Annotated in this window: 22 protein-coding genes and 1 riboswitch; of the genes, 8 read left to right on the top strand and 14 right to left on the bottom strand. The window is 61.0% G+C overall.

Annotation, left to right across the window (positions count from 1 at the left end; all coding sequences use genetic code 11):
• Positions 1-4 precede the first annotated feature (4 nt).
• The 7 genes from PMI34_RS20195 to PMI34_RS20225 all read right to left on the bottom strand — a co-directional run bounded on the left by PMI34_RS20195 (position 5) and on the right by PMI34_RS20225 (position 6,270).
• Entirely contained in the window at positions 5-529 is a 525-nt protein-coding gene (locus PMI34_RS20195) for a retropepsin-like aspartic protease family protein (protein WP_008048019.1), read from the bottom strand.
• Positions 526-1,515, bottom strand: a complete 990-nt coding sequence (locus PMI34_RS20200; RefSeq protein ID WP_008048018.1) for an esterase-like activity of phytase family protein — start codon at positions 1,513-1,515, stop codon at positions 526-528. Before PMI34_RS20200 ends, PMI34_RS20195 begins: the two co-directional genes overlap by 4 nt.
• Positions 1,515-3,419 carry a DNA topoisomerase IV subunit B gene (parE, locus tag PMI34_RS20205; protein ID WP_008048017.1) on the bottom strand — a complete coding sequence of 635 codons (1,905 nt, stop codon included), beginning with the start codon at positions 3,417-3,419 and terminating at the stop codon, positions 1,515-1,517. Before parE ends, PMI34_RS20200 begins: the two co-directional genes overlap by 1 nt.
• A gap of 50 nt (positions 3,420-3,469) precedes the next feature.
• Positions 3,470-4,078: a YqiA/YcfP family alpha/beta fold hydrolase gene (locus PMI34_RS20210; RefSeq protein ID WP_008048016.1), complete on the bottom strand. Its 609-nt coding sequence runs from the start codon at positions 4,076-4,078 to the stop codon at positions 3,470-3,472.
• A gap of 203 nt (positions 4,079-4,281) precedes the next feature.
• Positions 4,282-5,097 (bottom strand): 3',5'-cyclic-AMP phosphodiesterase, encoded by an 816-nt coding sequence (gene cpdA / locus PMI34_RS20215; protein ID WP_008048015.1) that lies wholly within the window; start codon positions 5,095-5,097, stop codon positions 4,282-4,284.
• Between the two features lie 112 nt (positions 5,098-5,209).
• On the bottom strand, positions 5,210-5,662 hold the full coding sequence (locus tag PMI34_RS20220) for a DUF1249 domain-containing protein (protein WP_007977461.1): 453 nt from the start codon (positions 5,660-5,662) through the stop codon (positions 5,210-5,212).
• The gene (locus PMI34_RS20225; RefSeq protein ID WP_008048014.1) at positions 5,653-6,270 is read right to left on the bottom strand and encodes an NUDIX domain-containing protein; all 618 of its coding nucleotides are present in this window, start codon (positions 6,268-6,270) and stop codon (positions 5,653-5,655) included. The genes PMI34_RS20220 and PMI34_RS20225 overlap by 10 nt, the downstream gene beginning before the upstream one ends.
• Positions 6,271-6,495: 225 nt before the next feature.
• On the opposite strand from PMI34_RS20225, the gene PMI34_RS20230 reads away from it, so the two are divergent.
• The gene (locus tag PMI34_RS20230; RefSeq protein ID WP_008048013.1) at positions 6,496-7,242 is read left to right on the top strand and encodes an RsiV family protein; all 747 of its coding nucleotides are present in this window, start codon (positions 6,496-6,498) and stop codon (positions 7,240-7,242) included.
• Here the strand turns inward: PMI34_RS20230 and cytX are convergent.
• Both cytX and thiC read right to left on the bottom strand, forming a co-directional pair.
• Entirely contained in the window at positions 7,211-8,503 is a 1,293-nt protein-coding gene (cytX, locus tag PMI34_RS20235; protein WP_008048011.1) for a putative hydroxymethylpyrimidine transporter CytX, read from the bottom strand. The genes PMI34_RS20230 and cytX overlap by 32 nt on opposite strands.
• Positions 8,504-8,609: 106 nt before the next feature.
• Complete coding sequence (gene thiC / locus PMI34_RS20240; protein WP_008048009.1) at positions 8,610-10,499, bottom strand: phosphomethylpyrimidine synthase ThiC; 1,890 nt, start codon at positions 10,497-10,499, stop codon at positions 8,610-8,612.
• 165 nt (positions 10,500-10,664) lie between these two features.
• Positions 10,665-10,770: riboswitch (TPP riboswitch) on the bottom strand.
• Between the two features lie 204 nt (positions 10,771-10,974).
• Here thiC and PMI34_RS20245 point away from each other — a divergent pair.
• Positions 10,975-12,414, top strand: coding sequence for a TolC family outer membrane protein (locus PMI34_RS20245; RefSeq protein WP_008048007.1), 1,440 nt, complete (start codon positions 10,975-10,977; stop codon positions 12,412-12,414).
• 98 nt (positions 12,415-12,512) lie between these two features.
• On the opposite strand, the gene waaA is transcribed toward PMI34_RS20245, so the two are convergent.
• Together waaA and PMI34_RS20255 are read right to left on the bottom strand one after the other, a co-directional pair.
• Complete coding sequence (gene waaA, locus PMI34_RS20250) at positions 12,513-13,790, bottom strand: lipid IV(A) 3-deoxy-D-manno-octulosonic acid transferase (RefSeq protein ID WP_008048006.1); 1,278 nt, start codon at positions 13,788-13,790, stop codon at positions 12,513-12,515.
• 11 nt (positions 13,791-13,801) lie between these two features.
• Positions 13,802-14,704, bottom strand: coding sequence for a LysR family transcriptional regulator (locus PMI34_RS20255; protein ID WP_008048005.1), 903 nt, complete (start codon positions 14,702-14,704; stop codon positions 13,802-13,804).
• A gap of 103 nt (positions 14,705-14,807) precedes the next feature.
• Here PMI34_RS20255 and PMI34_RS20260 point away from each other — a divergent pair, with 103 nt between their 5' ends.
• The 4 genes from PMI34_RS20260 to PMI34_RS20275 all read left to right on the top strand — a co-directional run bounded on the left by PMI34_RS20260 (position 14,808) and on the right by PMI34_RS20275 (position 18,242).
• Positions 14,808-15,140, top strand: a complete 333-nt coding sequence (locus tag PMI34_RS20260) for a DMT family transporter (RefSeq protein ID WP_008048004.1) — start codon at positions 14,808-14,810, stop codon at positions 15,138-15,140.
• Between the two features lie 116 nt (positions 15,141-15,256).
• On the top strand, positions 15,257-16,432 hold the full coding sequence (locus PMI34_RS20265; protein WP_008048003.1) for an NAD(P)/FAD-dependent oxidoreductase: 1,176 nt from the start codon (positions 15,257-15,259) through the stop codon (positions 16,430-16,432).
• A complete protein-coding gene (locus PMI34_RS20270; RefSeq protein WP_008048002.1) occupies positions 16,429-17,241 on the top strand; it encodes an aldo/keto reductase in 813 nt (270 codons plus the stop codon). Before PMI34_RS20265 ends, PMI34_RS20270 begins: the two co-directional genes overlap by 4 nt.
• A 32-nt stretch (positions 17,242-17,273) precedes the next feature.
• Complete coding sequence (locus PMI34_RS20275) at positions 17,274-18,242, top strand: hypothetical protein (RefSeq protein ID WP_008048001.1); 969 nt, start codon at positions 17,274-17,276, stop codon at positions 18,240-18,242.
• Positions 18,243-18,351: 109 nt separating this feature from the next.
• Here the strand turns inward: PMI34_RS20275 and hldE are convergent, their stop codons facing one another.
• The 3 genes from hldE to msbA all read right to left on the bottom strand — a co-directional run bounded on the left by hldE (position 18,352) and on the right by msbA (position 22,609).
• Positions 18,352-19,773 (bottom strand): bifunctional D-glycero-beta-D-manno-heptose-7-phosphate kinase/D-glycero-beta-D-manno-heptose 1-phosphate adenylyltransferase HldE, encoded by a 1,422-nt coding sequence (gene hldE, locus PMI34_RS20280; protein WP_032829477.1) that lies wholly within the window; start codon positions 19,771-19,773, stop codon positions 18,352-18,354.
• A 144-nt stretch (positions 19,774-19,917) separates the two neighbouring features.
• Positions 19,918-20,622 carry a sulfotransferase family 2 domain-containing protein gene (locus PMI34_RS20285; RefSeq protein WP_008047998.1) on the bottom strand — a complete coding sequence of 235 codons (705 nt, stop codon included), beginning with the start codon at positions 20,620-20,622 and terminating at the stop codon, positions 19,918-19,920.
• A 184-nt stretch (positions 20,623-20,806) separates the two neighbouring features.
• Positions 20,807-22,609 (bottom strand): lipid A export permease/ATP-binding protein MsbA, encoded by a 1,803-nt coding sequence (gene msbA / locus PMI34_RS20290; RefSeq protein WP_008047996.1) that lies wholly within the window; start codon positions 22,607-22,609, stop codon positions 20,807-20,809.
• 154 nt (positions 22,610-22,763) lie between these two features.
• Here msbA and PMI34_RS20295 point away from each other — a divergent pair, with 154 nt between their 5' ends.
• Positions 22,764-24,626, top strand: coding sequence for an O-antigen ligase family protein (locus PMI34_RS20295; RefSeq protein ID WP_008047995.1), 1,863 nt, complete (start codon positions 22,764-22,766; stop codon positions 24,624-24,626).
• The gene (locus PMI34_RS20300) at positions 24,626-25,849 is read left to right on the top strand and encodes an acyltransferase family protein (protein ID WP_008047993.1); all 1,224 of its coding nucleotides are present in this window, start codon (positions 24,626-24,628) and stop codon (positions 25,847-25,849) included. The genes PMI34_RS20295 and PMI34_RS20300 overlap by 1 nt, the downstream gene beginning before the upstream one ends.
• Positions 25,850-25,884 lie beyond the last annotated feature (35 nt).

The raw sequence follows: 25,884 nt of genomic DNA, 5'->3' as shown, positions 1-25,884 counted from the left end.
GGCCTCATCGGTTCGTTGTCTGGCGCAGCAGCATGGTGCCACCGCGCTGGGTAAATTCAAGTTTGTTCAGTGCGCTCATGCCGAGCAACACCTGATCGCCGTGCAGCCCCGGGGCCACCAGTGCGCGTACATCCCGCAGCACGATGTCGCCCAGTTGCAGGCGTTCGATACGGGTGCGATAGCCCTGGCTCAGGCCATTGGCCGTGCTCAGGGTCACGCCGAATCCTTCTTCGAGCTTCAAGCGCTTGGCCAGGTCCGCCGGAATCGACACATCGGTCGCCCCGGTGTCGAGCATGAAGTCCACCGGCTGGCCGTTGATCTGACCGCTGGCGACGAAATGCCCTTGAGCGTTGCTCACCAGTTTCACCTCGATGAAACCTTCGCCCTGCTCCGAACTGACCACCACATTCGGATTTTGCTGACGCGCTTCCCACTGGGCGAAAAATCGCGTGGCCAGAAACAGCGCCGCACACCAGGCCAGCACCATGAACACCCGGCCGATACGCTGCCCCGGGCGTTGTTGCCTCATGGCTTGGCACTCCAGCCACCTTCCGGTGCGGCGAAGCGCCAGACCACCGGGCGGACTTCGCCATCGGCGCGCGCGCCGAAATTATTGTCGACACCGATCCAGGCGCCATCGGCATCCACGATCAACGCTTCTTCCAGCCCGTAATTCTGTGAATAACGACGGTTTTCCTGCAACAACTCGGCGGCGTACGACCAGCAGCGCTCGACCTTGGCCGTCTGCGCATCACGGCGGCAGATCTGGAAGGCATTGCGTTCAAGGGTGAACAGCTTGCCGTTGAACAGCGACAGGTCAGAGAAGTCCCGCGGGACAGGCTTGGCACGGGGAAACTGCTCGGGCTGCATTTCCATGCCCGCCTCGCTCAGCAACACGCAGCCACCGTCACAATCCCACAACGTCTGCTTGCGTTTGATCATCAGCAGTCCCCGGCCTTGACGTTCGGCGGCGAGCCACATCTGATCCCCCGCCGAATTGATCGCCAGCCCTTCGAACAGCGCATTGAATTGCAACAGCAGGCCTCTGGCCCGTGCCTCGCGAACCATCATCGGCGAGATTTTCAGCCAATTTGTGGGTCCCATCAGTGGCACTTGCAAGACAGCAGCATGGCCTTCGCTGACGATGTAGCGATTGCCGGCGTTGTCGCAGGTGATGCCTTCGAAGTCCAGATCACCGCCGCGCACGAATGAAGCCCCCCAGACACGAGTCTTCAGCCCCCAGGGCAAACCGCTGTCGGGCACCGGCGGTACGTCGATGTGCACCGTTTGTGCCCGCCACACGGATTCGCGGGTATCGAGGCGATAGATCTGGTCATCGTCGCGGTCGGAAACCGCCCAAAGGTCATTGCCGCACTGCGCCAGCCCGGACAGGTTGCCGCCGCGCATACCGTCGATGGCATGCCCGGACAACACGCGCAGCTGTGGCGCCGGCTCGGCGGATACCGTAATCGACGTCAGCAGCAACCCACAGGCCAGGGCAAAGCCCAGACGCATCAGCCCAGCACCTCGGCCAGGTTGCCCTTGGACTCCAGCCAGGTCTTGCGGTCACCGGCGCGTTTCTTCGCCAGCAGCATGTCCATCATTTCCGAGGTCGCCTCGAAATCTTCCAGGGTCAACTGCACCAGACGCCGGGTGTTCGGGTCCATGGTGGTCTCGCGCAACTGCGGCGGGTTCATTTCGCCCAGCCCCTTGAATCGGGTGACCTGCGGCTTGCCGCGCTTCTTCTCGGCCACCAGGCGATCGAGGATGCCATCGCGTTCGGCTTCATCGAGGGCGTAGTAGATCTCCTTGCCCAGGTCGATGCGGTACAACGGCGGCATCGCGACGTAGACGTGACCGGCATCCACCAACGGGCGGAAATGCTGGACGAACAAGGCGCACAGCAAGGTCGCAATGTGCAGACCGTCGGAGTCGGCGTCGGCGAGGATGCAGATCTTGCCGTAGCGCAGCTGGCTCATGTCCGCCGCGCCTGGATCGACGCCGATGGCCACGGCGATGTTATGCACTTCCTGGCTGGCCAGCACTTCGCTGCCGTCGACTTCCCAGGTGTTGAGAATCTTGCCGCGCAACGGCAGGATCGCCTGGAACTCCTTGTCCCGCGCTTGCTTGGCCGAACCACCGGCGGAATCACCTTCCACCAGGAACAGTTCGGAACGCATCGGGTCCTGCCCGGCACAGTCGGCCAGCTTGCCCGGCAGCGCCGGGCCTTGGGTAATGCGTTTGCGCTCGACCTTCTTGCTGGCCTTGAGGCGACGGCCGGCGTTGTTGATCGCCAGTTCCGCCAGCAGCATGCCGGTTTCCGGGTTGGCGTTGAGCCACAGGCTGAACGCATCCTTGACCACACCGGAGACGAACGCCGCCGCTTCACGGGACGACAGGCGCTCCTTTGTCTGGCCGGAGAACTGCGGTTCCTGCATCTTCATCGACAACACGAAGGCAATGCGTTCCCAGACGTCTTCCGGCGCCAGCTTCACGCCACGCGGCAACAGGCTGCGGAATTCGCAGAATTCGCGCATGGCGTCGAGCAGGCCTTGGCGCAAGCCGTTGACGTGGGTACCGCCTTGGGCGGTCGGGATCAGGTTGACGTAGCTTTCCTGGACCGCGTCGCCACCTTCGGGCAGCCACAGCAGCGCCCAGTCCACCGCTTCCTTGTTACCGGCAAAGGCGCCGCAGAACGGTTCGTCCGGCAGGCGCTCGAATTCGCTGACCGCATCCACCAGATAGGAACGCAGGCCATCTTCGTAATGCCATTCGACTTTCTCGCCGGTGGCCTTGTCTTCAAAGCTGACCAGCAGCCCCGGGCACAACACGGCCTTGGCCTTGAGCACATGCTTGAGGCGGCTGATGGAGAATTTCGGGGAGTCGAAGTATTTCGGGTCCGGCGCAAAGAACACGCTGGTGCCGGTGTTACGCTTGCCGACGGTGCCGATCACTTCCAGCTCGGTCTTTTTGTAACCGTCAGCGAAAGTCATCTGATATTCGTTGCCGTCACGCTTTACACGCACCCGCACTTCGGTGGACAAGGCGTTGACCACGGAAATACCCACCCCGTGCAGACCGCCGGAGAACTGGTAGTTCTTGTTGGAAAACTTGCCACCGGCATGCAGCTTGGTGAGGATCAACTCGACACCCGAAACGCCTTCCTCGGGGTGAATGTCCACCGGCATGCCTCGGCCGTCATCGCTGACTTCCAGGGAGTGGTCGGCATGCAGGATCACCTGCACCGATGAGGCATGCCCGGCCAAGGCTTCGTCGACACTGTTGTCGATGACTTCCTGGGCAAGGTGGTTCGGCCGACTGGTGTCGGTGTACATGCCGGGGCGTTTGCGCACCGGGTCGAGGCCCGAGAGGACTTCGATGGCGTCTGCGTTATAAGAGCTAGCGCTGGGAGTGGCCATGGGGTCTCGTCGTCAGTGTTCGGTGAAAAAAGAATTCATGGGGCTATCGCTCACAATGCGGTGAAATCGATTGCCTGATACGAATCGGCGCCAATGCCGGCAAAACTCAACATGGCCGGCAGTCGCGTGGCAAATCCCTGGAAACTGTGGTCGCCGCCAGCCTGGATACGCAAGGCGCAAGCCCGGTAATACTGCTGGGCGAGGCGATAGTCCAGCGTTTCGTCAGCCGTCTGCAACCATACCTGATAACGCTGTGGATCCTGGGGCGCCGGCACTTCCAGTTCGGCCAGGGCCGTCACGTGGTCGTGGGTCATTTCCCAGGTCTCTTCGGTATACAGGTTTTTCTGCGTCCCCAGAAAGCCGTCGAACATCCGGTGCGGGCTGACGGCAGGGTTGATCAACAGGGCTTTCAAGCCAAGGCGCTCGGCCAGGTGAGTGGCATAGTAGCCGCCGAGCGAGCTGCCGACCAGCAGTGGCCGCCCCAACTCGGCAATCGCCTGCTCCAGCTGCCCGATAGCCTGGCGCGGGTGGTGGTGCAATGCCGGAACGCGCAAGTGTTCGCTCAGGCCCAGACGCTCCATCACCTCGACCAACTGACAGGCCTTCTTCGACAACGGCGAGCTGTTGAAGCCGTGGATATAAAGGATCGAACCGGACATTTGAGCTCCCTGTGCGTCGGCTAAAGAGGCGGAGTTTACAGGGACTCTGGGGAATCGGGGATATCCGCGAAACTCAAGGTGTCTGTGTAGACGCCTTCGCGAGCAAGCCCGCTCCCACAGGGGATTTGTGACCGACGCCAATCCCCTGTGGGAGCGGGCTTGCTCGCGAAGGCCGCGCCCCGGTTTTCCAGCAAAATGAAGAATCAGTAGCCGTTGGAGCCATAATCCACGGTGAAATCAAACCCGGTAACCCGCTCCACCCCGGTTTCCAGCCGCCCGTCGGGCAGCAGTCGCAACCAGCGATAACCCGGTGCCTGTTCCCCAACCTTGAAATCCTCGCTGCCCGGTTCGAACTGAATGCAGGTCGACGGCGAGGCGATCAGACGCACGCCGTTACGTATTTGATCGATTTCCTGATGCACATGTCCCCACAGCACGGCACGCACCTGTGGAAAACGATCCAGCACTTCAAAAAACGCCTCGGGATTGCGCAGACCGATAGGCTCCATCCACGCGCAACCAATCGAAACCGGATGATGGTGGAAGCACACCAGATGATGACGCTCCGGCGCTTCGCTCAACGCGCGGGCGAGCAACTGTAACTGTTCATCCTCCAAATAACCCGGCACCGAGCCTGGCACCGCCGAATCGAGCAACGTGACCCGCCAGTTGCCGATATCCACCACAGGTTCGAGCAATGCGCTCTGCACCGCCGCCTCGGCCATGATCCGCGGCTCATCGTGATTGCCGGGAATCCAGCGCGCCGGCGCATCGAGCTTGCGCGACATGTCGCGAAACTGCTGGTAGGACTCCAGCGTCCCGTCCTGAGAGAGGTCGCCCGTGGCCAGGATCAAGTCAATCCGCGGCTGTTGCCCGCGCACCAGCTCGATGACCCTTTGCAGGCTGTCGCGGGTGTTCATGCCCAGCAACGCGCCGTCCGCTTCGGCAAACAGGTGGCTGTCGGAGAGTTGCACCAGCAACGCCGGATCGGCGGTGGTCAATGTGGATACGCTCGGCAAGGCGTTCTCCCAGGGCGTGATCACGGGGATGGGTAAGTGCCGCAATTATGCTGGGGGATGATCGAAAGAGGAAATCTGTGAACCTGACGCAGTTCACAACTGCGGCTCACAATTAACGCACTACTTCGTACTCATGCCCCAGCGCCAGGCAATGACTCAGCCATTCGCCCAGAAACATGTTCAGCTGGGCCTTTTCGTCCGGCTGGTGCATCGAGGCATTCGGGTAAGGATAGATGCCGCGAAAGCGTCGTGCATGTTCGGCGCTGACCACTTCGGCCATGCGCGCGTCGTGATAGACCTGCACCTCCAGTTGCGGCACCGGCAGCCAGGGCAGGCTGTGTTCCTGACGCACTTGCAGGGTCGTGGTGTAAGGACAGGTCAGCAGTACCTCCAGAGCCAGTACACCGAGCATCTGGTCGCCATGGGTCACGGCGATGCGCCGCGCGGCAGGCTCGCTGCGCATGTCCGGCAGCAGTCGCATCAAGCGCGCGTAGTTCGCCTCGCAGGATGCTTGCAGCCCCACCAGGTCCACTCGATAGCGATCGCGCAGCTTGTTTACAACCATAGCCCCCTCACTTCAACGCGGTTCAAAGCCAGCCATTGCAAGGCAATGATGCTCGCCGCGTTGGCAATACGCCCGTCGCGCACGGCTTGCAGGGCATCTTCGAAAGCCCAGACCGTAACGCGGATGTCTTCTGCCTCTTCCTCCAGCCCATGCAGGCCGCCAACCCCGGTAGTGTCGCAACGCCCCAGGTACAGATGCACGAATTCGTTGCTGCCGCCCGGCGATGGAAAGTATTTGGTCATTGGCCAGAGCGCCCCGATTTCAAGCCCAGCTTCCTCCTGCGCCTCGCGGTGAGCAACAGCTTCCGGCACTTCATCCTTGTCGATCAGACCAGCGACCAGTTCGATCAGCCACGGGTTGTCGGTCTTGTCCATGGCGCCGACGCGAAACTGCTCGATCAGCACCACTTCATCGCGCAGCGGATCGTAAGGCAGCATGCATACCGCGTCATGACGAACGAACACTTCACGATTGATTTCGCGGCTCATGCCCCCGGCGAACAATTCGTGGCGCAAGTGCACGCGTTCGAGTTTGTAGAAGCCCTCGTAGCACTTTTCGCGCCGCACGATATCAACGGCGGTCGGAATGGCGTTGGTAAAATCCGTCATGACTATCCTCTTTTACTGCAAATCCTGTTCGAGGCTGCTTTTTCCCTGGGCCTCGACTTCGCGCCATCCTAACGCGCCCGTGACGTTTGATGCAGCCCCTTTCCCGTCAGCGGGATGGACGGTGAGGGCGAAACCCACTCTAATTAGCTTAGTGGCGAACTGACTGCTTTGTTGAGAGTCGAAGCCGGTAACTTTTTGCCTTCCCCTGTTTCAGAAAGGACGCTCATGTCGCTTTTCAAAATCGCCTCCGTGGCCGCTATCGCCCTGACCCTGGGCGCTTGCGCGAGCCTGTTCCAGCCCAATTACCGGACGCCGCTGGAAACCACCCGCGATGCCTCCGAGCAGCTCAAGCCCGGTTGCAGCAACCCGGATTGCCCGCTGGTCAACATCGATACCGTGCACTTCCCGGCCGAGCCTGCACTTGACGGCATCATCGAAAAACGCCTGCTGCAAATGACCCGTACCTCGCCCGACGCCCCGGTGGCCCCGACCCTGGCGGCCTATCGCGAAGAGTTTTTGCGCACCGCCGGCCCGCGCAACAGCAGCTATCTGCAAGCAAAGGTACGTGAGCAGCATGACGGCTTGGTGATCGTCGAATTGTCCAGTTACCTGGACACCGGCGGCGCCCATGGCACCCCAGGTCGAGGTTTCATCAACTATTCGCGCCAGCAGCATAAAGTGCTGACGCTGTCGGACATGTTGGTGCCCGGGCAGGAAGACGCGTTCTGGAAAGCCGCGCAGGTGGCACACAACAACTGGCTGATCAGCACCAAGCTCGATCAGGAACCGGAGTTCGTGAAGAGCTGGCCGTTCCAGAAAACCCGGAACGTGGCGCTGACCTACGGCGGGGTGATCCTCAAGTACGAAACCAGCACCATCGCGCCTTACGCGCTGGGCCATGTCGAATTGAAGATCCCCTACCCTCGCCTGAACGGCATCATCAAGCCCGAGCTGTTTCCCGGCCGTAACTGAAGGCCCGGCCCAGCACGAGCTGGAGCAACCCTGCCACTACCAATGCCGGCAGGGTTGCGCCGATATCCGGATACAGGTTGGCCAACAAGTGATAGGTGCTGACCCCGCCCAGCCAGGCGAGCAGCGCCGGCCAGCGCAGTGCAGTTGACGCCACCTGGGCGCTACGCTTGCGCAGGATGAAGTGGTCCACCAGCACCACGCCGAACAACGGCGCAAACACCGAACCGATCAGCAGCAGGAAATTCTGGTACTGGGCCAACGGCGCCAACAGGGCAATCAGTGTGCAGATGACGCCGATGGCCAGGGCCAGATGCTCGACTTTGGCACGCAACAGAATCCCGCTGGACACCGCCGCCGAGTGAATATCGGCAAAGGCGTTTTCCGATTCATCCAGAAGAATCAGCAACAGCGGAATCCCCAGGCCGGCGCCGGCCAACGCCAGCAGCAAGGCATTGACTTCACCGCTCGGCGCGAACGCCAGGGTGTAGGCCACGCCCAGGCTCATCAGCCAGAAATTACCGATGAAGAAACCGATGGCGGTGCCACCGAAGACGTTTTTCGCCCGCTTGCCGAAGCGCGAATAGTCGGCGATCAGTGGCAACCACGAGAGCGGCATGGCAATGGCGATGTCGAAACCCACGGCGAACGGCATCGAACCATCACCGGCCTGGGCCCACAACGCGGCCAGGTCAGCCTTGGCGAACAGGTTCCAGGTCAACCAGACGCATGCAGCCAGCAGCAACCAGATGCCCCATTTGCGCAAGATCTTGCGCACGAAAGTCAGCGGACCGCTGACGGCCAGCAAGGTCGCCAGTGCGCCGAAGAACAGCGTCCACAGCACCGGACTGGACAGCAGGCTGCCTTCGCTGAAGGCCTTTGCGCCCAACAGACTGGCGGCATCGCGCATGACGATGATTTCGAACGAACCCCAGCCGATCAATTGCAGCAGGTTCAGCACCGCCGGCAGGCTCGCGCCTTTGGCACCGAGGCTGAGCTTGAGTGCGGCCATCGACGACAGGCCGGTGTCACTGCCGATCACGCCGACCGCAGCCAGCAGCAGAACGCCAACCAGAGTGCCGAGAAAAATGGCCAGCAACGAACCGGACAGACCCAGGCCCGGCGCGAGCAATGCACCGGTCTGCAGGACCATCAGGCCGATGCCGAGGGAGAACCATAAGGAAAACAGGTCACGACCGCCGAACACACGCTTGTCGGTCGACACCGCGATATCGGGGGAGTAAGTGCTGGGTTGAATGCTCAAAGGTGTTATCTCAATAGGGCAGCGGCAAGCTTCAAGCTGCAAGCCACAAGTTAAAAGCCAGTGCAAACCTGCTTTTTCTTGCAGCTTGTAGCTTGCCGCTTGCGGCTTAGACTTTTTGGTACAGCTGACTGCCTTCCTGCTTGAAGCGCTCGGCCTGTTCGGCCATGCCTTGGGCGACATCCACGTCGACCGCTTCGATCCGTTGGTTGGCCGCATACTCGCGGACTTCCTGGGTGATTTTCATCGAGCAGAATTTCGGCCCGCACATCGAGCAGAAATGCGCGACCTTGGCCGAATCCTTCGGCAGGGTTTCATCGTGATACGAACGCGCGGTGTCCGGATCGAGGCCCAGGTTGAACTGGTCCTCCCAACGGAATTCGAAACGCGCCTTGCTCAAGGCATTGTCGCGGATCTGTGCACCCGGATGCCCCTTCGCCAGATCGGCGGCGTGGGCGGCGATCTTGTAGGTGATGATCCCGGTCTTCACGTCATCCTTGTTCGGCAGGCCCAAGTGCTCTTTCGGCGTCACGTAGCAGAGCATGGCACAGCCGAACCAGCCGATCATCGCCGCACCGATGCCGGAGGTGATGTGGTCGTAACCTGGTGCGATGTCGGTGGTCAGCGGGCCGAGGGTGTAGAACGGCGCCTCGTCGCAGCACTCCAGTTGCTTGTCCATGTTCTCTTTGATCAACTGCATCGGCACGTGGCCCGGGCCTTCGATCATGCACTGCACGTCGTGCTTCCAGGCAATCTTGGTCAACTCGCCGAGGGTTTCCAGTTCGCCGAACTGCGCTTCGTCGTTGGCGTCGGCAATCGAGCCCGGACGCAGGCCATCGCCCAGCGAGAAGCTGACGTCGTAGGCCTTCATGATTTCGCAGATGTCTTCGAAATGGGTGTAGAGGAAGTTCTCTTTGTGGTGCGCCAGGCACCACTTGGCCATGATCGAACCGCCACGGGAGACGATGCCGGTCACACGCTTGGCGGTCATCGGCACGTAGCGCAACAGCACGCCGGCGTGAATGGTGAAGTAGTCGACGCCCTGCTCGGCCTGCTCGATCAGCGTGTCGCGGAACAGCTCCCAGGTCAGGTCTTCGGCCACGCCGCCGACTTTTTCCAGGGCCTGGTAGATCGGCACCGTGCCGATCGGCACCGGCGAGTTACGGATGATCCACTCGCGGGTTTCGTGGATGTGCTTGCCGGTGGACAGGTCCATGACCGTGTCCGAACCCCAGCGAATGCCCCAGGTCAGTTTCGCCACTTCTTCTTCGATGGACGAACCCAGCGCGCTGTTGCCGATGTTGCCGTTGATCTTCACCAGGAAGTTACGGCCGATGATCATCGGTTCCAGTTCGGTGTGGTTGATGTTGGCCGGAATGATCGCGCGGCCACGGGCGATTTCGTCACGGACGAATTCAGGGGTGATGATTTTCGGCACGCTGGCGCCAAAGCTGTGGCCGGCGTGTTGCTGGTCCAGCAGGCCGGCGGCGCGGGCCACTTCCAGCTTCATGTTTTCACGGATGGCGACGTATTCCATCTCGGCCGTGATGATGCCTTTGCGCGCGTAGTGCATCTGGCTGACGTTGGCACCCGGCTTGGCGCGGCGCGGGTTGTTCACGTGGGCGAAGCGCAGCTTGGTCAGCTCCGGATCGGCAAGGCGCTCCTGGCCGAAATTCGAGCTCAGGCCGCTCAGGCGCTCGGTGTCGCCACGGGATTCGATCCACGGCGAACGCACATCGGCCAGGCCTTTGCGCACATCGATGACGACATTGGGGTCGGTGTATGGGCCCGAGGTGTCATACACCACCACCGGTGCGTTGACCTCGCCGCCGAAGTCGGTCGGCGTCACGTCCAGGCTGATTTCGCGCATCGGCACGAGGATGTCCGGGCGAGTGCCCTGAACATGGATTTTCTGCGAGCGGGTAAACGGCTGAACCGATTGCTGATCGACCTTGGCCGAGTCACTCAGGTTGGTGGCGATTTTTGCTTTTGTAGTCATCACGGGTTCTCCAGACACACATCCAGGCAGTGGATTTTTGTCGGAGCGAACCTGTAAACGAATGGACGCACGGGCGCTGGGAAAACCAGCTGTGCTGTGCTCAGTGCTCGAGGGGTGTTCGATTGTCGAACAACATCCCGGACGAAGCACAAGAGGACTCGCCGGGTGACGAGAAATCTTGTTCCCTACGCAGGCGCTAACCTGATCAGGTTCAACGGGATCCGAAATTATTCGATCTCAGCCTCATAGCAAGGCACCCCGACAAGAACCCGGCCAGTCTAGACACAACTGGCAAAGAACGCCAACCCCACTGCAAATACCGTGATGAATGGCGTATTTACACGCAGTATCAGGATTGTTGCCGCCCCAATGCACATCTACACTCGCTACGCTGAGCCGGCATTGACGCTGTCAAAGCGGGGCCTTAGCCTTGGCGCTCAAATTACCTCTGTAATATCAATTCTAGGGATCGTCTATGCTGCGCAAACTCTCACTGGCCCTTGCCGTGTCTTGTGCGTCCAACGGAATGGCCTGGGCAGCAGATGCGCCCTTATCGGCCAAGACGGACCTGGTCAGCGTTTATCAGGAAGCCGTCAACAACAACGCCGACCTGGCGGCTGCCATCGCCCAATACGGCGCGCAGAAGGAAGTCGTGCCCCAGGCCCGCGCCGGGCTGCTGCCAAACCTCTCGGCCGGCGCGAATATTTCCGAGGTGCGTACGGATCTCGATCAGCCGTCGGCCACGTCCAACCGCGACGCTCATTCCTACCAGGCCACTTTGGCGCAGCCACTGTTCCGGGCTGATCGCTGGTTCCAGTTCCAGGCCGCCAAGGAAGTCAACGAACAGGCCGCCCTGCAACTCTCGGCGACCGAGCAAAACCTGATCCTGCAAACCGCTGACAGCTATTTCAACGTGCTGCGCAGCCAGGACAACCTGGCCTCGACCAAGGCCGAAGAAGCGGCGTTCAAACGCCAGCTCGATCAATCCAACGAGCGTTTCGATGTCGGCCTCTCGGACAAGACCGACGTATTGAACTCACAGGCCAGCTACGACACCGCACGCGCCAACCGGATCGTTGCGCAGCGCCAGGTGGACGACGCCTTCGAAGCATTGATCACCCTGACCAACCGCCAGTACAACTCGATCTGGGGCATCAGCCATAACCTGCCGATCCTGCCGCCGGTACCGAACGACGCCAAGGCCTGGGTCGAAACCGCGGGCAGGCAGAACCTCAATCTGTTGGCCAGCAACTATGCCGTCAGCGCCGCCGAGCAGACACTCAAGCAACGCAAGTCCGGGCACTTGCCAACGGTTGACGCGATCGCCAAGTATGAGAAAGGCGACAACGACGCACTGGGCTTCAGCAACCCGAACAACCAGCCCCTGCCGTACGGTGGCAATGTCGAGCAAACGACCGTTGGCCTGCAACTGAACATCCCGATCTACAGCGGTGGCCTGATCAACTCCCAGGTGCGTCAGTCCTATGCACAACTGGACCAGACCGAGCAGCAACGCGAATCCCTGCGTCGCAGCATCGTGGAAAACACCCGCGACCTGCACCGCGCGGTGAACACCGATGTCGAGCAGGTCCAGGCGCGCAAGCAATCGATCATCTCCAACCAGAGCGCGGTGGAAGCGACTGAAATCGGCTATCAGGTGGGCACGCGAAACATCGTCGACGTGCTGGATGCGCAACGCCAGCTCTACACCTCGGTGCGCGACTACAACAACACCCGCTACGACTACATCCTCGACAACCTGCGCTTGAAGCAACAAGCCGGCACGTTGAATCCGGGGGATCTGCAAACCCTGGCGCGCTGGCTCAATCCGAACTACAACCCGGACAAGGATTTCCTGCCACCGGACCTGGCCAAGGCGGCAGAGGAGCAGTTGAAAGCGCGACCGGAGCAATAAAGCAAAAGATCGCAGCCTGCGGCAGCTCCTACAGGATGAACATCAATCCGTGTAGGAGCTGCCGCAGGCTGCGATCTTTTTCTGCCAGACGACTCGGTCTACCGGTCGATCAACCGCCCCAACCCATCCAGCAAGCGTTGCAATGCCCCCTGATTGGTGCGCATCACTTTCAAACCGGCCTCTGCCATGCGCTGCGCATCACGGGGCAGCTCGAACAGCCGCTGTACCGCCACCGCCAGCCCTTCGGCATCCTCCACTTCCTGCAACGCCCCGGCACTGCGCAACTGCGCGGCGATTTCGAGGAAGTTGAAAAGATGTGGCCCGCTTAATACCGGTTTAGCGAGGGCCGCTGGCTCCAGCAGGTTATGTCCGCCATTGGGCACCAGGCTGCCACCGACGAATGCACTGTCAGCCAGGGCGTAGAGAAACAGCAACTCGCCCATGGTGTCGCCCAGCAGCACTGAAATATTCGCGCTGACCACATCGCCGCTGGAACGCCGGACCGTGGCAAAGCCTTGTTGCTGGCACAACCCGTACACCGAATTGAAGCGTTCCGGATGACGCGGTACCAGAATCAGCAGAGCATCGGGGTGACTGGCCAACAACTGACGATGAGCCGCCAGTACCACCTCGTCTTCGCCGTCATGGGTACTGGCCGCGATCCACACCGGTCGTTCCAGCGCCTGCCATTGCCCGCGCAGTTCAACAGCGCGTTTCAACAGTTGCGGGTCGATGGTCAGGTCGAACTTGATCGAACCGGTCACTTCGACGGTATCCGTCCGTGCACCCAGGTCGCGCAAGCGCTGGGCCTCGGCTTCGGTCTGCACCGCGAACAGGCTCATCTCAGCCAGCATCGGCCGGGTCAGCCTGGGGAACCGGCCGTAACCCCTGGCCGAACGCTCGGACAGCCGCGCATTGGCCAGCGCCACGGGGATCCCGCGTTTGGCGCATTGATGGATATGGTTGGGCCACAGCTCGGTTTCCATGATCACCGCCAGTTTCGGCCGGACCCGATCGAGGAAACGCCGGGCAGCGCAAGGCAGGTCATAAGGCAGATAACAGTGCTGGATGCGCGGCTCATTGGCGAACAGTGCATGGATGCGTTCCGAACCGGTCGGGGTCATGCAGGTCACGGTGATCGGCAGATCCGGATAACGCGCCAGCAAGGCACGAATCATCGGTGCCGCTGCAATGCTTTCGCCCACCGACACGGCGTGCACCCAGATGCCGCCCGGTTTCATCGCCGGCATCCCGTAGGAGAAGCGCTCGCCGATGCGCCTGGCATACGCCGGCGCCTTGCGCGCGCGCAGCCAAAGCCGAATCGCCACCAATGGCAGCCCCATATAAAACAGCGCGGTGTAGAGAGTTCTATTCATGGCGGCGGAGTTTATCGGCTTTTTTCGCCTATCGTCTGCAAGTGCACGGCAAAACGTTCGGCGAGCCAGCGCGCGGCCGGACCGAGCGGCTCATCCCGGCGCCACACCAGTTCCACCACCAGGGCCGGCGGGGTCCATTCGCTGACCAGTTCGACCATCTGATTCTGATAGGTCGGGTACTGCACCACGTGACGCGGCAACCAGGCCCAGCCCAGGCCACGCACCAGCCATTCGGCCATCACATAGAAGCTGTCGGCACGCCAGACTTGCGGGCTGGCCGGGTCACTGCCGGGATAAATGCTCGACTCCGTGGACATCAGCAACTGCCGATGCTGCGCCAGTTGTTGGTCGTCCACTGCGCCTTTGCGCGCCAACGGATGATCCTTGCCGCACACCGTGACCATTTCCACGCTGCCCAGCACCCGCCGCTCAAGTGCCTCAGGAATCTGATCGTGAAAAAACAGCAGACCCAGATCGGCGCGCCGCTCCACCAGCTTGCGCGCGACATCACCTTGGGCGGCGCTGGTCAGTTGCACTTCAAGACTGGGGAATTTTTCCGCCAGGGCTTCGAAGCTTTCGATGATCGGCTGATAAGGCATCGCCTCATCCTGCGCCACGCGCAGACGCGCTTCCTGCCCGCGCATCATCGCCAGCGCCCGGCCGTTGAGCCGTTCGCACTGGCGCAACACTTCCCGCGCTTCGTCCAGCAAAGCCGTACCAGCCTCAGTGAGTTTCGGCTGACGGCCGCTGCTGCGATCGAACAGGCTCACGCCCAGGTCTTCCTCCAGCAACGCTATCGAGCTGCTGACCGCCGACTGCGCCTTGCGCTGATCCCGCGCCACGGCAGAAAACGACCGCTGCTCCGCTACGCTGACAAACAACCGCAGCTGCTCCAGATTCCATTGCATGCTCATGGCTAAACCCATCTTCAAAACAGATAGGTAATGACTTTACCGCATCTGGCGAATCTCTAGAATGCCGACCTCAGAGAGCAACACTTCACACGAGGATTGACCCATGACCGCTTACTACTACCTGGCCATTGCCATCTGCGCCGAAGTGATTGCCACTGTTTCGATGAAAGCCGTCAAAGGCCTCAGCACTCCGCTGCCACTGGTGCTGGTCATCATTGGCTACGGCATTGCCTTCTGGATGCTGACCCTGGTGGTGCGCAGCGTTCCGGTGGGCGTGGCGTACGCCGTGTGGGCCGGCATGGGGATCGTGATGGTCAGCGTCGCGGCGCTGTTTATCTATGGGCAGAAGCTGGACGTGCCGGCGATGCTGGGGATGGCGCTCATCGTCCTTGGCGTCGTGGTCATCCAGCTGTTCTCCAAAACGGCCGGTCACTAAGCCCGAAGCGAGGTCCATTGTGGGAGCAAGCCCGCTCCCACAGGTTCTGCGTTCACCTCTCCCCTGCACTTCGAGTCTGTATACTGCGCCCTCGTCTTGAACACAGAGGTCGCTGCATGCCATCCGTTATTTCCACCGACATTCTGATTGTCGGCGCTGGTGTCGCCGGCCTCTGGCTGAACGCGCGCCTGCGCCGCCAGGGTTTTTCGACTGTGCTGGTGGAAAGCGCCAGCCTCGGCGGCGGGCAGAGTGTGAAGTCCCAGGGCATCATCCACGGCGGCGCCAAATACGCGCTGCATGGCGCACTGACCGGTGCCTCGGAAGCCATCGCCGACATGCCGCGCCGCTGGCGTGAAGCCTTGGCCGGTGACGGCGAGCTGGACCTGTCCGGCGTGCGCCTGCTGTCCGAGGCCCATTACCTCTGGTCCCCCGGCACCCTGGCCGGCAACCTCACCAGTTTCTTTGCCAGCAAAGCCGTGCGCGGTCGCGTCGATCAGGTCAAGGGCGAGCAATTGCCGCCAGCCCTGCAGGACAAGCGCTTCAAGGGCAAGGTCTATCGCCTGGCGGAACTGGTGGTCGATGTGCCAAGCCTGATCCAGCGCCTGGCCGATCTGGCTGGAGATGGCTTGCTCGCCGGGCAGAAGATCGAGCCGCTGCTCGAAGGCGGCGTGCTGGTCGGCCTGAAGGTGGACGAACGCGAGATCCGCGCCCAGCGCATCGTCCTGAGCGCCGGTGCCGGCACCGCGGCATTGCTTGAAACCCTGGGCCTGAGCCAACCCGCCATGCAACGCCGCCCGCTGCACATGATCATCGCCAAGGGGCCAAGCCTCAAACCGCTGTACGCCCACTGCCTGGGTGGTGGTACCAAACCGCGCATCACCGTGACCACCCACCCGGCGGCGGATGGCCAATGGGTCTGGTACCTCGGCGGCGATATCGCGGAATCCGAAGGCGTGACCCGTGAGCCCGCCGAGCAGATCGCCACCGCACAGAAAGAACTCGGCCAGTTGCTGCCATGGATCGACCTGAGCACGGTGCAATGGGCCACCTTGCGCGTGGATCGCGCCGAACCCTTGCAATCAGGCCTGACCCGTCCCGACAACGCCTTTGTGGCCGAGGAAGGCCGACTGCTGGTGGGCTGGCCGACCAAACTCGCCCTGGCGCCGGACTTCGCCGACCGTGTGATCGCCAGCCTGACCCGCGACGGCATCCAGCCAAGCCACCCGGCCGCGCTGCCTGAACTGCCGAAGCCGCCGATGGGCGTACCTGCCTGGGAGCAACTGCTGCCATGAACCAACCGACCCTGCACGACCTGCATCGCCCGCTGGGCAGCACCGGCCTGCTGGTTTCACCCCTGGGCCTGGGCACGGTAAAACTTGGCCGCGACCAAGGGGTGAAGTACCCCAACGGCTTCCAGATTCCCGATGACGACGAAGCACGCATGCTGCTCAAACTCGCCCGCGACATGGGCATCAACCTGATCGATACCGCCCCGGCCTACGGTCGCAGCGAAGAACGCCTCGGCCCGCTGCTGCGTGGTCAGCGTCAGGATTGGGTGATTGTCAGCAAGGTCGGCGAAGAGTTTGCCGACGGCCAGTCCCGTCACGATTTCAGCGCCGCGCACACACGTATGTCGGTGGAACGCAGCCTGCAACGCCTGGAAACAGACTTCATCGACCTGGTGCTGGTGCACTCCGATGGCAACGACCTGGCGATCCTCAATGACTGCGAAGTCTACGACACCCTCGCCAAGCTCAAGGCCGAAGGCAAGATTCGCGGTTTCGGCTTTTCCGGCAAAACCGTCGACGGTGGCCTCAAAGCACTGGAGCAAGGCGATTGCGCGATGGTCACCTACAATCTGAACGAACAAAACGAGAAGGCCGTCATTGACTATGCTGCTGCACACGGCAAAGCCATTCTGGTCAAGAAAGCCCTCGCCAGTGGTCATGTTTGCCTGAGCCCGGGCGTGGATCCGGTGCGCGCCAGTTTCGAGTTGTTGTTTGAACATCCGGGTGTTGCCAGTGCTATTGTCGGGACCATCAATCCGCTGCACCTCGCCCACAATGTCGCGACCGTTGCCCAGGTCCTACGTAGCCACTGACGCCGCCCACGCGGCCTTAAGCAGGAGCCGACATGTCGCGTACGCTCATCAGAAAGAACCCGAGCAACTTCAAGACCCTGCCGTTATTCGTCGAAGCGACCCCCGAAGGCCTGGCTTATCAGAGCGTCGGCAGGCCGCTGAATTTCTCCCAGACCCTGCAACGTCGTCGCCCGGTGACGGTTGGCGACAGCGAACGGTTTGCCCTGGAACTGGCCAACCTCGGGGTTTCGGTGCGCCTGACCCTGCATTGGCAGAATCGCGACTATTGGGTGCTGGTGCGCCAACGCCGGCAGGACCGTGGCGATGTGGTGCTCAAGCTGATCTCGGGGTACGTGCCGGCCCATGAACTGAACCTGCCCTTGCATACGGCAATCCAGGAGATAGCCGAAGAATGCCTGCTCGAAACCCCGGAAGGCTGGCTCGGTGGGCGGTTCAACGACACCTGGCTGCCGGCGCCCTACTCGGCCGCCCTGCATTACCGTGAAGCCCTGCCGTTTCGCTTGTCGCCACTGTCCGGTTCGGCGCGGCCGGTACGTTGCGCCAACCTGATGCTGATGGAGCGTCCGCGGGCTTACGTGCATTTGCCAACGGCCTCGCTGCAACTGATCTACGACTTGCGCCTGGACGTCCCCAAGGATGCCAAATCCCTGAGCCTGTTCCATGTCGACGAACGACTGGAAGGCGATCAACTCGTCGCCCGCCTCGACCGCAAGCGCCCCGATCTGTACTTGATGCCCTTGCAGGACGGCCACCCGATGGCTGAGTTGTACACCCTGAAAAAGGATCAGCTATACCCCGCCAGCACTCGCGGACTGTACCTGGCCGAGAGTTTTGCCCGACAGGAAGGCTGGCTGGTTCGCGACGAGCGAATTCGCTGGAAGGACTGGGTGAGGCAGCAGGGTCTGACCCCGCCGGGGAAGGATTCGGGCCTGGCGCGGTTGCGCGGCAAGGCCAAATTGCTGCTGAAGAAAATCGTCCCGCGTAAAAAGGTAAGCTCTTAAACGCAAAAGATCGCAGTCTGCGTACTCCATGCAGGAGCTGCCGCAGGCTGCGATCTTTTGATTTTACGAGCCCCTGGCCACCTGAATAGATCGCAGGCTACGCCAGCGCCTACGACTTGCGGATCTTCTCGACAATCGCGGTAGTGGAGCTGTTTTCCACCAGCCCCAGCACTTTCACGGTACCGCCATAGGCCGTCACGATGTCCGCACCGACCACCTGGTCGATCCCGTAGTCGCCGCCCTTGACCAACACGTCCGGCTTGACCGCGCTCAGCAGGTTTTCCGGGGTGCCCTCCGAGAAACTGATCACCCAGTCCACCGCACCCAGGCCGGCCAATACGGCCATGCGCCGGTCGACACTGTTGATCGGACGGCCCGGCCCTTTCAGGCGGCTGACCGATGCATCGTCGTTGATTGCCACGATCAGTCGATCGCCCTGGGCCCGCGCCTGTTCCAGATAGGTCACGTGACCGGCGTGCAGGATGTCGAAGCAACCGTTGGTGAACACGATCCGCTCGTTGTGCGCGCGGGCGTCATCGACCGCCAGCAACAGCTGCTCAAGACCCAGCACACCGCGCTCGGACCCCTCCTCTCGCTGAATCGCACGACGCAGTTCCGGCGCACTGATGGCCGCCGTACCGAGCTTGCCGACCACGATGCCCGCCGCCAGGTTGGCCAGAGCCACCGCATGGGGCAGTTCTTCGCCAGCGGCAATCGCGGCCGCCAGGGTGGAAATTACCGTATCGCCGGCACCGGTCACGTCGAACACTTCACGGGCCCGGGCCGGCAAGTGCAGCGCCGGATGATCCGGGCGCAGCAAGGTCATGCCGTGCTCACCACGGGTCACCAGCAAGGCACCGAGGTCCAGGTCGTGCATCAACTGCGCGCCCTTGCTTACCAATTCGTGCTCGTCGGCGCACCCACCGACGATGGTTTCGAATTCGTTGAGGTTTGGCGTGATCAGGCTCGCACCGCGGTAGATCGAGAAATCCTTGCCCTTGGGATCGGCCAGCACCGGAATGCCACGGGCACGGGCGGCCTGGATCAGCGCCTGATGGTTTTTCAGCGCGCCTTTGCCGTAGTCGGACAGCACCAGCACCTTGATACCTTCGAGCAACTCATCGACCTGCGCGACCAGCGCCAGCGCGTCGGTGGCGAAGGGTTCTTCGAAGTCGATGCGCAGCAGCTGCTGGTGACGGCTCATGACCCGCAGCTTGACGATGGTCGGCTGGTGCGCAATACGCTGGAAGATGGCACGTACGCCAGCGCCCTTGAGGCTGTTGACCAGGCTGTTGGCGGCTTCATCGTCGCCGGTGACACCGACCAGCGAGGCCGGAGCCCCCAGGGCGGCAATGTTCAAGGCAACGTTGGCAGCACCGCCCGGGCGGTCTTCGATGTGATCGACCTTGACCACCGGCACCGGTGCCTCAGGAGAAATCCGTGAGGTACCACCATGCCAGTAACGGTCGAGCATGACATCGCCGACTACCAAGACAGGGGCTTGATCGAATCGCGGCATGGACAACTTCATGGTGCAACCCACATACAGAATGAACAGGGGCGCGATATTAACACAGGGTTGGTGTCGGCTTGTGCGGTGGCTGCAACCGGATGATTCGCCGGGGTTTATTGCTCATTTTTTGAGCAACAAACCGGGAGAGAATACGCTTCGACTTCATTCATATCCAAGCATCTCGTAATCACGCCGATAGACCCGCCGCACCAGCCTGCGGGTACGTACCGTGCAGAACTCGCGCGCCAGCATCGGGCGCCGCTGCTGCGACCGGTTCACGTGGGGCAATTCCACCGGATAGCCCAATTGCTCGCAAACCAGCCTGAAATCCCGCTCCAGGTGTTCCTGGTAGCCAACGAAGTCCAGCGCCAGATGGCCCATGGAATCCGTCAGGAAATCCGTTTGCGCGGCGAAGTGCAACTGTCGCTGGATCGTCTCCGGATGCAACCAGCGGCCGACGAAATCATCAAAGTCACGGTAGTGGTTGACCAGTTTCTGCGCCGCGTGATCCCGTTTACCCAAGGCGTTGCCCCGCAGGAATGCGTAGGCCGAGTAGGCTCTTTCCAGGGGATCGCGGACGAACGCGAACTTGAAACTGGCGGCAAACTGCTCGGGAAATTGCTGCTCGTACCAGTACAACGGCAAGTGGCCCGGGCTCCAGTCGTCAAACATGGCTGCACAGACACTGCTGCCGGCACATTTGGGGACGTGGATGAACAGACAGGAACGCTGCTCGAAGGGCTCGGGGAAACTGACGTTGGCCGACATCGACTTGTTCACCACTTGACGGTCCACGACCGACAGGCGCCCCAGCAGAAAAGCCCGTTGCGACTTGGGCAACAGCTTCCAGAGATAACGTTGCAACATCCAGACACCCGCGGGAAAGGGATGGCCCTCTCCATTCAAGTCAAAGTTCGTTCAGGAACCTTAACAAGCAAGTTGCCGAGATTTATTCCGGTTTGGTCAAGAAGCGTAAAGGACTGGATACAAATCACCGGGCGCGTTGCGCGCCTGGTGTGCGAAAGGGCGAGCCACGCTCGCCCTTTCGGGGTCAGGCGATGTCTTCGGCCGGGGCGTCGAGGCCCATCGCGTTGAGGCGCGAGTAGTAGCCGTTTTGCGCCAGCAGTTGTTCATGGGTGCCGCGCTCGACGATTTTCCCCTGATCCATGACCAGGATCAGGTCGGCCTTCTCGATGGTCGACAGGCGGTGAGCGATCACCAGCGTGGTGCGACCTTTCATGACCTGATCCAGGGCTGCCTGGATATGCCGCTCGGATTCGGTATCGAGTGCCGAAGTCGCCTCATCGAGAATCAGCAGCGGAGCATTCTTCAACAGTGCCCGGGCAATCGCCAGGCGCTGGCGCTGGCCACCGGAAAGCAGCACGCCGTTTTCCCCGACCTGGGTGTCCAGGCCTTCTGGCAATTGAGCAATGAAGTCCATCGCGTAGGCATCCTTGGCCGCTTTTTCGATGTCTTCACAGGGGGCGCCAGCCAGGTCGCCATAGGCAATGTTGTTGGCCACGGTATCGCTGAACAGGGTCACATGCTGAGTCACCTGGGCGATATGCCGACGCAGGTTCAACAGCTTGTACTGCTCCACTTCGACGCCATCGATGAGGATTTCGCCCTTGTCGTGGTGATAGAAACGCGGAATCAGGTTGGCCAGGGTCGACTTGCCGCTGCCCGAACGTCCCACCAGCGCCACCATTTGCCCGGGCTCGACCGAGAAACTGATGTCATTGAGCACCTGACGCTCGGTGTCGGGGTAGGTGAAGCTGAGGTTGCGCACGTCCAGCCGACCGCTGACGGTATCGCGCTCGACGGTGCCGGAATCGACTTCAGGCTCGACATCCAGTTGCTCGAAGATACTTTCGGCACCGGCCACGCCCTTCTGGATGGTCGAGCTGACTTCGGACAGCTGGCGAATCGGCTTGGGCAGCAGGCCGGCCAGCGTGATGTAGGCCACCATGTCGCCAGCGGACGCATCGCCACGCAGGAACAGCACCAGGAACATCAGTACGGCCATGGCGGTGTAGATCACCAGTTGCAGCAGCGGCGTGTAGATGGCGCCGGTGCGGGTCATGCGCAGTTGTTTGTCGGTATTACCCTGGCTGGCGTCGAAGAAGCGTTTCTCTTCGTATTTTTCACCGCCGAAGCTGCGCACAACGCGATAGCCCTGGATCGTTTCGGACGCCACATGCGTCACGTCCCCCATGGCCAGCTGGATTTTCTTGCTCTGCTTGCGGAATTTCTTGCTGGCCGTGCGCACCATGAGGGCGATCAGCGGCAGGATGGCGACCATGACCAGCGTCAGGCGCCAGTTCATGTACAACAGCGAGGCAAACAGGAAGATCACCGTCATGCCTTCACGGATTACGACCTTGATCGCATCTGTTGCCGCCCCCGTGACCATGGTCACGTTGAAGGTGATACGTGAAATCAGGTGTCCCGAGTTATGCTTGTCGAAATACCGGTTTGGCAAAACCAGCAGGTTGTTGAACAACTGGACCCGCAAGTCATGGACCAGACCCAGGGAAACCTTGGCCAGGAAGTAGTTGCCCAGGTACGACCCCAACCCCTGCCACGCGGCGATCAGGATGATCAACAATGGCACCGCCTGCAGCAGTTGCAGATCCCGCAGGTAGGGCACGGTTGGAAACAGCACCGCTTCAGGGTTGGATAGACCGTCGACGAAGTACTTGAGGATGTAGCCCAGCATTGGCTGCGTCGAAGCGAAAATCAGGAAACCGACGATGCTGATCAGAAACAGACTGATATACGGCCGGACATAGCCGAGCAGACGGAAGTAGATTTTCAAGCTTGATGGGCTTGCGCAGAGACTGGAGTCGGTCATATCACGCGAATGTCGATGAAAAGGACGCTGACTTTACCACAGCTTCCCCAGGGTTCTGGCAATCGCATAAAGTCTGTGTATTGTGGCGCGTCAAATAGCTACCAGTTGTCCCTGCCTTGGTATGGTCGCTCAATTCAGGAATAAGTTACCCAGCATGCAATTAAACGCTTTGAACAGCACATCCAACAGAATCTTCGATTTCATTTGCTTGTGGATCCTTCCGCTCGGTTATTTATTACTGCTTTGTGCGCTGTTTTTCCTGCCGGGGCGCAGTGTGCATCACAAACTTTACTACGGCCTGTTCAGCATTCCCGCACTGATCGCACTGTGCCTGCGTCCACGGATCGGCAAAGAGCTGCTGCACGAACCGATCGTCATTGCAGCCCTGCTGTTTGTGGCGTGGGCACTGTTGAGCTTGCGGTGGGGGCCGGGCGACGACATCGACTTTGGTCAGTTCAAACCGCCATTGCATACCCTGTTGCTGTTCGTTGGCTGCTACCTGCTGGTGCGCTTTCGCAGTGAAATCATCCAGCCCCTGCTGTTCTGCGCCGCAATGGTGGCGCTGGTCCTCTCTGTCTACAACCTGTACTGGTTCGACCTGGTGTATCAACCGGAAATGCGTCTGATCGGCCTGGGCGCTTTCGACAATCCGTTGCTCAGTTCCCACGTTTTCGGTTTTTTCTGTACCTACTGGCTGAGCCTGAGCATGACCTGCAAGCGACGCCAGATACTTTGGCTGAGCGTACCGGCGATGGCGATCATGTTCGCCACAGTGCTGGCCACTGGCTCCAGGACGCCACTGGTTGCACTGACACTGGCTGCGCTTTGGCTGTGCTTCATCTGCTGGAATCGACGCTCGGCCTTCATGCTTGGCGCCATATTCTTCGCCGGTTCCGCAACTTTCGCGTTATTTGCCGACAAGATCATCGAAAGAGGCAGCTCCTTCCGCATCGAGCTCTGGCAATTGACCCTGGGCAAGATCGCGGAGCACCCGTGGATCGGACATGGTTACAACGCCAGGCTGACCCTGGACCCCGGCGTCGGTTACAGCCTTCAGGAACCCCATAGCTTTGCCTTGGGCGTGCTCTACTACGTCGGCATTATCGGCCTGCTGCCATGGTTGTTCTTTCTCGTATGGGGCTTCATCAGCAGCCGACGCCATCGCGTGCAACCGCTGTTCATCATTGCCTCAGCCTGGCTGGCCTTCGGTATCGGTGCAGGCCTGACCGAAGGTGGCGGGATCATCTCCCGCCCCAAGGAGCACTGGTTCCTGCTGTGGATCCCCTTGGCGCTGATTGCCGCATTGAGCATCAATCAACGGGCCCGGCGCCTGCTGGACATGCCGATCAAGACCGCGACGCCAAGCGCCCTGCAACAGCTGACAGCCGATGCCCGAGTCATCGAAGAGGATGGTCTTGGCCCCAAGGTCCTGCGTCTGACCGATGGCAGCTTTCTTAAGCTGTTCCGGCGCCGCCGCTGGTATACCTCGGGCAGTTTCACGCCCTACTCCGATCGCTTTGCCGTCAATAGTGTGCAACTGCGTAACATGGGCATCCCGACGCCGCACATCCTCGACCTTTACCGGTTCGAAGACGGCAGCACCGCTGTGCATTACTCCCCGTTGCCGGGCAACACGCTGCGCCAGATCCTGCAAGGCATCACCGCCCCGGCGGTGCGCCAGGCACTGGTGGAGCGTTTCGGCAAATTCATGGCTCAACTGCACCAGCAAGGGGTCTACTTCCGCTCCCTGCACCTGGGCAATGTGCTGGTGCTGGAGGACGGCGAGTTCGGCCTGATCGATCTGGCCGACCTGCGAATTTACCCTTCATCGTTGAGCCCTTCCCTGCGTCGGCGTAATCTGCGCCACATGCAGCGGTACGCATCAGATCGCCACTGGCTGTTCGAGGATCACTTCGAAGCACTGCTGCAGGGATACGCTGCGGCGGCTTCGAAAGCCGACGTGGATCATTTGCACAGGCACGTGCTGGCCGGGAGTCCTCCGGCCCAGGTTCACTGATGATAGAAACCAGCCCGCTTATCGCGATGACGGCCTACCTGCTCGCCATCGCGACCGCTGCGCTACTGTTGCGCAGCGTGCCGAGATTCACCCGACAGCTGGAGCATTCGGGCGAAAGCCGCTTTGCCGGCATCGACGGCTTGCGCGGGTACCTGGCCTTCGGCGTGTTCGTGCACCACTCGATCATTACCTGGATCTTTCTGCAAACCGGCGTGATCGATTTTCCGCCGAGCAATTTTTACTCGCAGCTCGGCCAGGGCAGCGTCGCCCTCTTTTTCATGATCACCAGCTTTCTGTTCTGGGACCGCTTGCTCACCCACGGGCGGCAACACGACTGGCTGGCATTTGCGGTATCGCGGCTGTTTCGCCTCTATCCGCTCTACCTGCCGCTGATGCTGACCGTATTTGTCTGTGTGTTCTATTTGCAGGACTGGGAACTCAATGACTCCGGCGCCCAGGTCATCGGCCAGGCTCTGGCCTGGCTGACCTTCGACCGGCCAGACGTCAACCAGTACCACCAGACCGGCATGCTGATCTCCAACGTCACCTGGACGCTGGGGTACGAGGTGTTTTTCTACCTGGCCCTGCCACTGGCCGCCATGGTGTTCATATATCGCGCAGGCTGGATGCAGACGGTGCTGTGCCTGATCGGCATCTACACCCTGTACCAGGTGGTCGGCTGGGAACACTCGTTGAAGAAGCACTTCCTGGCCAGCTTCCTCGGCGGCATCGCTGCGGCGTACTGGATTCGCCGTCCACAGTTCGTCGCCTGGAGCCTGTCTCCGCTGGCAGGCATCATCGCCCTGCTCGCCTTGGCGATCGCCTTTACGGCGTTCAACCGGGCATTCAACCCGGGAGCGCTGCTGCTGCTTTCACTGTTCTTTGTGATCGTGGCGTCCGGCAACACCCTGTTCGGTGCCCTGAGACCACGCAGCATCCGCTGGCTGGGGGAAATCAGCTACAGCACGTATTTGCTGCACGGTTTCGTGCTCTGGGTACTAGTGCAGCGACTGCCGCCGATATTGCACCTGGACGCCCGGCAAGCCGGGGTCTTCCTGCCGTTGCTGGCCGTGTGCAGTTGCCTGCTGATCATCATCAGCAGCCTGACTTACCTGTACATCGAAAAGCCCGGTATCAATGCCGGCAAGAAAACCCTGCACTGGTTGCGTCAGAACAGGAAGCCGAGCAAAGAACTTCCGGAGGAGACGGCTCAACAACGCTGAGCAATCACCAGGGCAAGTCGCCGAGGACAATGCCC

Origin of the sequence: Pseudomonas sp. GM74 (assembly GCF_000282455.1) — a bacterium.
Classification (GTDB): domain Bacteria; phylum Pseudomonadota; class Gammaproteobacteria; order Pseudomonadales; family Pseudomonadaceae; genus Aquipseudomonas.
This window is presented reverse-complemented; position numbering and strand designations above follow the sequence as displayed.

Excerpts from the sequence above, each read along its gene's own strand:
- PMI34_RS20255 (WP_008048005.1), bottom strand. The coding sequence starts at position 14,704 with ATGAGCATGCAATGGAATCTGGAGCAGCTGCGGTTGTTTGTCAGCGTA.
- PMI34_RS20220 (WP_007977461.1), bottom strand. The coding sequence starts at position 5,662 with ATGGTTGTAAACAAGCTGCGCGATCGCTATCGAGTGGACCTGGTGGGG.
- PMI34_RS20270 (WP_008048002.1), top strand. The coding sequence starts at position 16,429 with ATGAACCAACCGACCCTGCACGACCTGCATCGCCCGCTGGGCAGCACC.
- PMI34_RS20195 (WP_008048019.1), bottom strand. The coding sequence starts at position 529 with ATGAGGCAACAACGCCCGGGGCAGCGTATCGGCCGGGTGTTCATGGTG.
- PMI34_RS20285 (WP_008047998.1), bottom strand. The coding sequence starts at position 20,622 with ATGTTGCAACGTTATCTCTGGAAGCTGTTGCCCAAGTCGCAACGGGCT.
- PMI34_RS20200 (WP_008048018.1), bottom strand. The coding sequence starts at position 1,515 with ATGCGTCTGGGCTTTGCCCTGGCCTGTGGGTTGCTGCTGACGTCGATT.
- msbA (WP_008047996.1), bottom strand. The coding sequence starts at position 22,609 with ATGACCGACTCCAGTCTCTGCGCAAGCCCATCAAGCTTGAAAATCTAC.
- PMI34_RS20245 (WP_008048007.1), top strand. The coding sequence starts at position 10,975 with ATGCTGCGCAAACTCTCACTGGCCCTTGCCGTGTCTTGTGCGTCCAAC.
- PMI34_RS20230 (WP_008048013.1), top strand. The coding sequence starts at position 6,496 with ATGTCGCTTTTCAAAATCGCCTCCGTGGCCGCTATCGCCCTGACCCTG.
- PMI34_RS20265 (WP_008048003.1), top strand. The coding sequence starts at position 15,257 with ATGCCATCCGTTATTTCCACCGACATTCTGATTGTCGGCGCTGGTGTC.
- PMI34_RS20295 (WP_008047995.1), top strand. The coding sequence starts at position 22,764 with ATGCAATTAAACGCTTTGAACAGCACATCCAACAGAATCTTCGATTTC.
- parE (WP_008048017.1), bottom strand. The coding sequence starts at position 3,419 with ATGGCCACTCCCAGCGCTAGCTCTTATAACGCAGACGCCATCGAAGTC.
- PMI34_RS20300 (WP_008047993.1), top strand. The coding sequence starts at position 24,626 with ATGATAGAAACCAGCCCGCTTATCGCGATGACGGCCTACCTGCTCGCC.
- PMI34_RS20225 (WP_008048014.1), bottom strand. The coding sequence starts at position 6,270 with ATGACGGATTTTACCAACGCCATTCCGACCGCCGTTGATATCGTGCGG.
- PMI34_RS20260 (WP_008048004.1), top strand. The coding sequence starts at position 14,808 with ATGACCGCTTACTACTACCTGGCCATTGCCATCTGCGCCGAAGTGATT.
- thiC (WP_008048009.1), bottom strand. The coding sequence starts at position 10,499 with ATGACTACAAAAGCAAAAATCGCCACCAACCTGAGTGACTCGGCCAAG.
- PMI34_RS20210 (WP_008048016.1), bottom strand. The coding sequence starts at position 4,078 with ATGTCCGGTTCGATCCTTTATATCCACGGCTTCAACAGCTCGCCGTTG.
- hldE (WP_032829477.1), bottom strand. The coding sequence starts at position 19,773 with ATGAAGTTGTCCATGCCGCGATTCGATCAAGCCCCTGTCTTGGTAGTC.
- PMI34_RS20275 (WP_008048001.1), top strand. The coding sequence starts at position 17,274 with ATGTCGCGTACGCTCATCAGAAAGAACCCGAGCAACTTCAAGACCCTG.
- waaA (WP_008048006.1), bottom strand. The coding sequence starts at position 13,790 with ATGAATAGAACTCTCTACACCGCGCTGTTTTATATGGGGCTGCCATTG.